The organism is Psittacicella hinzii, assembly GCF_003585935.1.
GTDB classification, from domain to species: Bacteria; Pseudomonadota; Gammaproteobacteria; order Enterobacterales; family Psittacicellaceae; genus Psittacicella; species Psittacicella hinzii.
Map to the genome: position 1 here is coordinate 1 of NZ_NRJG01000188.1, position 7,073 is coordinate 7,073.

General features: G+C 34.3%; 4 protein-coding genes. All 4 read left to right on the forward strand.

Features of this window, described 5'->3' with window-relative positions; genetic code table 11:
• The first annotated feature begins 53 nt into the window (after nucleotides 1–53).
• The 4 genes from cgtA (at nucleotide 54) to CKF58_RS07965 (ending at nucleotide 6,908) form a co-directional block, all read left to right on the forward strand.
• Nucleotides 54–1,385 carry an Obg family GTPase CgtA gene (gene cgtA / locus CKF58_RS07950; RefSeq protein ID WP_119532691.1) on the forward strand — a complete coding sequence of 444 codons (1,332 nt, stop codon included), beginning with the start codon at nucleotides 54–56 and terminating at the stop codon, nucleotides 1,383–1,385.
• A gap of 69 nt (nucleotides 1,386–1,454) precedes the next feature.
• The gene (locus tag CKF58_RS07955; protein ID WP_119532693.1) at nucleotides 1,455–2,306 is read left to right on the forward strand and encodes a dihydrofolate reductase; all 852 of its coding nucleotides are present in this window, start codon (nucleotides 1,455–1,457) and stop codon (nucleotides 2,304–2,306) included.
• Between the two features lie 278 nt (nucleotides 2,307–2,584).
• Nucleotides 2,585–4,681: a polyribonucleotide nucleotidyltransferase gene (gene pnp / locus CKF58_RS07960; protein ID WP_119532695.1), complete on the forward strand. Its 2,097-nt coding sequence runs from the start codon at nucleotides 2,585–2,587 to the stop codon at nucleotides 4,679–4,681.
• Between the two features lie 379 nt (nucleotides 4,682–5,060).
• Entirely contained in the window at nucleotides 5,061–6,908 is a 1,848-nt protein-coding gene (locus CKF58_RS07965; protein WP_119532697.1) for a DEAD/DEAH box helicase, read from the forward strand.
• The last annotated feature ends 165 nt before the right edge of the window (nucleotides 6,909–7,073 follow it).

A 7,073-nucleotide genomic window follows, 5' to 3' on the forward strand; every position in this document is an offset into this window, starting at 1 on the left:
ATTCCTTTTGCAAAAGGAATTATCGCCCCTTTCTCTTTTTATTTTCTATTGTTATGAAATTTATAGATGAAGCCGTGATCACTATTGAAGCCGGTGATGGTGGTAACGGTATCGCGAGTTTTCGTCGAGAAAAGTACGTACCTGATGGTGGTCCAGACGGTGGTGATGGTGGCGATGGCGGTAACGTTTATTTAGTAGCTGATCATAATAGCAACACTTTAATTGACTATCGTTTTATACGTAGCTACCGCGCTGAACGAGGTGAAAACGGCCAAAGTGCTAACTGTACTGGTAAAAAAGGTAAAGATTTAATCTTAACCGTACCTGTAGGTACACGTGCAACTGATGTACACACCGGTGAAGTAATTGGTGAGTTACTAACCCCTGGAAAAAAACTCCTTGTTGCTAAAGGTGGGGTGCATGGAATGGGTAATGCCCGTTTTAAAACCTCTACCAATCGAGCACCAAGAGAAAGAACTTTAGGTACTCCTGGTGAAAAACGCGAACTAATGTTAGAGTTAATGCTAATGGCTGATGTTGGTTTACTAGGTATGCCAAATGCAGGTAAGTCAACTTTTATTAGTGCCGTTTCAAAAGCTCGTCCAAAAATTGCAGATTACCCATTTACAACTTTAGCACCAAGTTTAGGAGTATGTAGCTTAAGCCCAATGCGTAGCTTTGTGGTTGCTGATATTCCTGGATTAATTGAAGGTGCTGCCGAGGGGGTTGGTTTAGGTATTCGCTTCCTAAAACACCTCGAACGTTGTCGTATTCTTTTACATTTAGTTGATATGAACCCTATTGATGGTTCAGATCCTGTTGAAAATGTTAAAGTAATTTACAACGAATTATGTAAGTACTCACAAAGTTTAGCAGCAAAAGAAAGATGGTTAGTGTTTAACAAGTGTGACACGGTAACCGAAGAAGATGCTAAAGAACTTGCAGAGTTATATGTTAAAGAATTAGGTTGGACTGATAAATATTACACTATTTCAGCAGCTGCTGGTAAGAATGTAAAAGAGTTAACCGAAGATTTAATGACTTACATCGAAAATAACCCAAGAAATCTAGAACAAAATTCTGTTAATACTGAATTTAATTGGGATGTCGACACTGATCTAGACAATCATGACGATCTATGGGACGATGTCGATGATGATTGGGATGATTATGATGACGATTTCGAAGATACGTTAGCAGACGACTCCGAAGAAATCGATGATGAAGAAGATTCTGAACTTGATAATGATCAAGATGAATATCTTGAAGACGATTTCGATGAAGAATTTGATCAAGATGATTACGATCAAGATCCGGAAGAAGATTTTGATGATGATTTTGATGATGACTTTAACGATCCAGAAGAAAACCATAATCATAAATAATTAATTCGTTTTTGTAAATTACCTCCCCTTTAAAGCTTAAAGGCTTTAAAGGGGAGGTAATCTAATCCAATGCTTGATATATATCACCAGATTTTAATATTCTTATCTACTCTAGAACGTGATTATAGTAATAATATACATGATTATGCTAATAGTGCACTTACCAAATTCATGTATATTAATGCTTCGCAAAACCAACTAAACTTTATTAATAAAGCAGTTGTTGCCAGAGATAAGCAAAATATTATAGGTACAAATGGAACTATTTATTGGGACTTACCTGAAGATTTAAAGAATTTTCGTCTTGACACTTTAAATGCAATTCTGATTATGGGTAAAACTACCTATTATTCTTTGCATAAAGACGAAAATGGCTTTATGTTGCCATTACCTAAAAGATTAAACATTGTTGTTAGTCGTCACGCAGATCAATACTACAGCAATCAATTAACTAATATTAAACCTTACAAACGTTTAATTTTTGTAGAAAGCTTATGGCAAGCTCAAGCTTTAAGTATTCTACTAAACTTAAACCAAGAAGACGTGTTAGCAATAATTTCTCACATTTATTCTAACAGCTGTCAACAATCTGAAATTGCCGAGTGTATTGAGCGCTTATGGCAATTTACTTTTAATGAGTTACCTACAGAAAACCTTACGGTAGCAACAATAGGTGGTGAATTCATCTACGACTCGTCAATGAAGAATTTTAAATCACAACTACTTCCTTTAAATCAAATTATATTAACAGAAGTCGCTACTCATTTAGATACTCCAAAAGATAAAATTAAAAAATTTACTTTTGATGAGAATCTATATATAGAAGATCTTTCACAACAAAAAACTTTCAATGGAACAAATGATCCACTGAAACCTATCAATTGTGTAAAGAAAACTTTTAACTTAAAGAGAGGGCTTTAGTTATTAATACAATTTGCATTTATTTATTAACTTAAGCACCCCTATGAATTTTAAATTTAAAATTCATAGGGGTGCTTAAGTGCAATTAATGACTGATAATTTTCTAAAAATAGAGTATAATCTAAGCAACTATTTTAGATATTATAAATAACTAGTAACTATCAATTATCCTAATTGTTTAGGGCAACGAGTTAAGCAGTATTTATTCTTTTATCAATACTTCTTAACTCGTTGTCGTATGTAAGAATTGATAGTTACCAAATTATTAGGTATTGATCATGTTAAATACATATGTAAAGCAAATTCAGTATGGTAAACATACTTTAACTTTAGAAACAGGCTCAATTGCGCGTCAAGCAACTGGTGCTGTTTTAGCTACTATGGATGATACTTCTGTACTAGTTACAGTTGTAGCTAAATCTAAAGTAAATGAAGGTCAAGACTTTTTCCCGTTAACAGTTAACTACATTGAAAAGCAATATGCTGCTGGTAAAATCCCAGGTGGTTTCTTAAAACGTGAAGGTCGTCCATCTGAAAACGAAACTTTAGTTGCTCGTTTAATTGACCGTCCAATTCGTCCACTATTCCCAGAAGGCTTTTTTAATGACGTACAAATCATTGCTCAAGTAGTTTCTTCTAATCCAGAAGTTCCTGCAGATATCGTAGCAATGATTGGTTCATCTGCTGCTCTTGCTTTAGCTGGTATTCCATTCCACGGTCCTATTGGTGCTGCACGTGTTGGTTTTATTAACAGTGAATACGTATTAAACCCAACAACTTCACAAATGCTAGAATCAAAACTTGATTTAGTAGTTGCTGGTACTGATAGCGCTGTATTAATGGTTGAGTCTGAAGCTGAAATCCTAACCGAAGAACAAATGTTAGGTGCAGTAGTATTCGGTCACGAACAACAACAAGTTGTTATTGAAGCTATTAAAGAGTTTGCAGCTGCATACGGTAAAGAAAAATGGGATTGGCAAGCTCCAGCTAAAGATGAAGCTTTAATTGCTCGTTTAGAATCTTTAGCAAAAGCTGATTTAGAGCAAGCTTATACAATTGTTGAAAAGCAAGTTCGTTACACGCAAATCGAACAAATCAAAGAAAAAGTTTTAGAAGTATTAAAAGCTGAAGCAACTGAAGAAAATCCAGTTAATGAAACTTTAGTTCTTAATTTATTACACGAAATCGAATATCACATCGTTCGTAAAAATATTTTAGACGGTAAACCACGTATTGACGGTCGTGACTTCACTACTGTACGTCCATTAGATATTAAAGTAGGTGTATTACCAAGAACTCACGGTTCAGCAATTTTCACACGTGGTGAAACTCAATCTTTAGGTACTGTAACTCTAGGTACTAAACGCGATGCTCAGTTAATTGAAGATTTAACTGGTTCGTTTGAAGATACATTCTTATTCCACTATAACTTCCCTCCATTCTCAGTTGGTGAAACTGGTATGGTAGGTTCACCTAAACGTCGTGAAATTGGTCATGGTCGTTTAGCTAAACGTGGGGTTAAAGCTGTATTACCATCAGCAGATGAATTCCCATACACAATTCGTTTAGTTTCAGAAATTACTGAATCTAACGGTTCTTCATCAATGGCTTCTGTATGTTCTGCATCATTAGCATTAATGGACGCTGGTGTACCTGTTAAATCAGCAGTTGCTGGTATTGCCATGGGTCTAGTTAAAGAAGGTGATCGTTTCCAAGTATTATCTGATATTTTAGGTGACGAAGACCACCTTGGTGATATGGACTTCAAAGTAGCCGGTAACGAAAATGGTGTAACAGCTCTACAAATGGATATTAAAATTGAAGGTATTACTAAAGAGATCATGCAAATTGCTCTTAATCAAGCAAAAGCAGCTCGTCTTCACATTTTAAGCATCATGAACCAAGCGATTCCACAACCTAACGAAGATATTAGTAAATACGCTCCACGCTTAATTACTCTTAATATCAATAAAGATAAAATTAAAGATGTTATTGGTAAAGGTGGTGTTACTATTCGCTCAATTATCGATCAAACTGGTGTAGATATCGATATTAACGATGATGGTGTAATTACAATCGCTTCATCTGACTTAGAAAAAGCAAATAAAGCTATTGAAATTATTAACAACATTACAGCTGATGTTGAATTAAATAAAGTTTACCAAGGTAAAGTAACGCGTATTCTAGACTGTGGTGCATTAATATCAATCTTAAACGGTAAAGAAGGTTTATTACACATTTCTGAAATTTCAAAAGAACGTATTAAACATACTTCAGACGTATTAAGTGAAGGTCAAGAAGTAACTGTTAAAGTAATCGATGTAAACGAAAAAGATAATAAATTCAAATTATCAATGAAACGTGTAAACGATTAATTTTACCTTTAAACTTCCACTATTCATAAAGAGGTTAAGATTTCTTAACCTCTTTTCTTTTATTCTCAAAAATAATTTATTATTTAGAGCGCTAAAGTAGTAAAATAAGCAATTGTAAAAAGCAATTCTGACTATTATTAGTGGACTTTAATGCTTTTATATAGAATTAGCTATCTTCATAGCTACGGGGGCGTAGCCACAGGCTACATGTTTAATAAAGACCAATATTAAGGTTTATATAACCAATGCTTGGTTGTACTTTGGATACTGCATATATTGCAGATAATTATATTTTTTATTATTAAGTACAATTAGCTAAGGTATAGGGTATAGTCCAACTGGGCATGTATTGGTTTAAGTCAAATTTTAATGGTACCACATGACTGACAATTCAATCTCTAGTAACCAACAAGTAACTTTTGAAGAACTAGGATTACCAACTGCAATTATTAAAGCAGTACAAGATTTAGGATTTAATTACGCTACACCAATTCAAACACAAGCTATCCCTTATTTATTACAAGGAAGAGATATTCTTGGTTTAGCGCAAACGGGTTCGGGTAAAACAGCATCATTTATGCTGCCACTTCTTTCGAATTTAGATTTAAAACTACCAAAAGTACAGATTCTAGCTTTAACTCCTACACGTGAACTTGCAAATCAAGTTAGTCAAGCAACTAGCGACTTTGCAAAATATCTACCAGGTGTTAAACCTTTAGCGATTTACGGTGGTCAACCATATGGGGTTCAAATTCGTTCATTAAGAGAGGGGGCGCAAGTAGTTATTGCAACTCCAGGACGTTTAGTAGATCATATTAAACGCGGTACGATTGATTTATCGCACTTAAAAGCAATCGTATTAGATGAAGCTGATGAAATGTTAAGCATGGGATTTGCGGATTCACTAGAAGAAATCTTATCTCATGTTCCAGAACACACACAACATGCTTTATTTAGTGCAACTATGCCAAGAACTATTGAAGCTATTACCAAAAAACACTTAAACGATCCAGCTGAAGTAAAAATCAATAAAGTTAAAGGTAATGAGCCTAAAATCGAACAATTTTACTGGCTACAATATCCTTATTCACGTAACCAAGCACTTATTCGTTTCTTAGAAGTAGAAGAATATGATGCAGCTATTATCTTCGTGAAAACAAAACAAGGCTGTAACGAGGTTTGTGAGTTTTTATTAAAACACAATATTGCTGCAGCATGTTTACACGGTGATATGAGCCAAGAAGTACGTGAATCAACTTTAAATGGTTTACGTAACGAAAGTATTAACGTTTTAGTTGCTACTGACGTTGCTGCTCGTGGTTTAGATATTGATCGTATTGATTTAGTAATTAACTACGAATTACCTAACGAAAAAGAAAACTATGTACACCGTGTAGGTCGTACTGGTCGTGCTGGTCGTGAAGGTCGTTCTATTTCATTTGTTGGTGAAAGAGAAAGAGCTAATTTATACGCTATTGAAAAAGCAAGTGGTAAACAATTAAATGAGATTAAAGCTCCTACAAATATTGAATTAGAAAATCACCGTCGTGAGAAATTCAAAAAAGAGCTAGAGTCAAAAATTAATGATCCACATTTAGATAGTTATGCTAAATTAGTGGATGAATTGATTCCTACAGATTATGAACCAACACAAGTATTAGCAGCTTTATTAAACCTAGCTACTACAGATCGTCGTTTAGTATTACCAAAAGAGAAACCAGCTCGTCATCCGTTTAGATACGATCGCGAGTTTTACGCTAAATCACGTTTCAAAAACGGCAAATACGAAAACGACCGTCGTCAAAGTAATAACAACTTTGACCAATACGTATTAAACGTTGGTCGTAATAACGGTGTAAAAGTACAAGATATTATTCAAGTTATTAATCGTCATTCTGCACGTATTAGCATTGGTAATATTCGTATTAACAGTAATTCAACTACCATTGAATTACCTAAATACTTTGATCGTCGTGCGCAACAAGCTATTGCAAACGAATCTCTATATGGTGTTAAATTAGATTTACGTATTACTAATAACCAAGGATTTAATGGTAATCGTGAAGGCTATAGAGGTAATCGTTTCAATGATCGCAATGGTCGCGATAATCGTGAATTTAATGGTCGTCGTAATGATCGTCCATTTAATCGTGAACGTAATCGTGACGATCGCCAAGGTTACCAAAGAGATAACCGACGTTTCGACAAACGTAAAAACAATAATTAATAGCTAATTAGCATTCATTTTTAATGGGGTGAAGTTTTACTTCACCCCATTATCTTAATTGTCTTAAATCCCTATTTGATGTTAATTTTTGCTTAGATTTAGTTTATGTAATGATTTGATACTATTAGCTTAAGCATAGGTGATACGTTATTAGTTGTGCTTAGT

What these genes read in the sequence shown, in the direction of transcription:
- cgtA (WP_119532691.1), top strand. Translation starts at nt 54, where the DNA reads ATGAAATTTATAGATGAAGCCGTGATCACTATTGAAGCCGGTGATGGT.
- CKF58_RS07955 (WP_119532693.1), top strand. Translation starts at nt 1,455, where the DNA reads ATGCTTGATATATATCACCAGATTTTAATATTCTTATCTACTCTAGAA.
- pnp (WP_119532695.1), top strand. Translation starts at nt 2,585, where the DNA reads ATGTTAAATACATATGTAAAGCAAATTCAGTATGGTAAACATACTTTA.
- CKF58_RS07965 (WP_119532697.1), top strand. Translation starts at nt 5,061, where the DNA reads ATGACTGACAATTCAATCTCTAGTAACCAACAAGTAACTTTTGAAGAA.